Source organism: Vibrio sp. 2130-1, from assembly GCF_033339515.1.
This window is the reverse complement of record NZ_JAWOUT010000198.1, coordinates 1-761: the sequence shown is the minus strand read 5'-3', so window position 1 is coordinate 761 and position 761 is coordinate 1. Positions and strand designations below refer to the sequence as shown.

1 protein-coding gene is annotated in these 761 nt (G+C 45.7%); it reads left to right on the top strand.

Annotated elements, in window-relative coordinates; translation table 11 throughout:
* Positions 1–721, top strand: a 721-nt coding sequence (locus tag R7Q09_RS25150; protein ID WP_318143822.1) for a diguanylate cyclase, incomplete at its 5' end; no start/stop codon positions are given.
* Between the last annotated feature and the right edge of the window lie 40 nt (positions 722–761).

Genomic DNA, 761 nt, shown 5'->3' with positions numbered 1-761 from the left:
CCTGATTTTGCTTCCTGAAGATCTCGAAGAGACGCTAAACATTTGGAATAAGTTAGGTCGCGAGAATGTTTGGGAAGGCGAAGTACGCTGCCGTACCCAATTGAATCATGTGTTTACGGCGATCATGCGTATCCAAGCGAACTTAACAAAGTCCGGTAAAATCAGCTATTACATCACTTCGCTGGTGGATATTTCTGAACGTAAAGCGTTGGAAGAGCAGCTGCGCAACTTAAGTGAGAAAGACGGTTTGACTGGACTGTGGAACCGCAGAAAGTTTGAAGAACAATTAACCCACTACGCGAATATTGTAGAACGTTATCCTGATACACCGACGACGCGTTTGGCTTTGTTTGATATTGACCACTTTAAGCGCATTAACGATGAACGCGGTCACGATGAAGGGGATAAAGTCATTTGTAGCGTCGCAGAAACGTTACTACGTGAAGTGCGCACTACGGATTTTGTTTCTCGTGTCGGTGGTGAGGAGTTTGCGGTGATCATGCCTCATACCACAGTTAAAGAGGCCGAAGTGGTGCTCAATCGTTTGCGAGTCGCGGTTCAGCTGCGAAGCAATATGACCGTTACCGTCAGTGCGGGTTATAGTGACCTCACTGCCGATCGAACTCGAAGCTATAAGTGCGCAGATATCGCGCTGTATGAATCCAAAAGCGCTGGTAGAAACTGTGTTTCTTTGTGTCATAGCATTGATGATATTGCTTAGTTCACATGGGCGAGAGAACCGTTTATACCAAAAAGAAAAA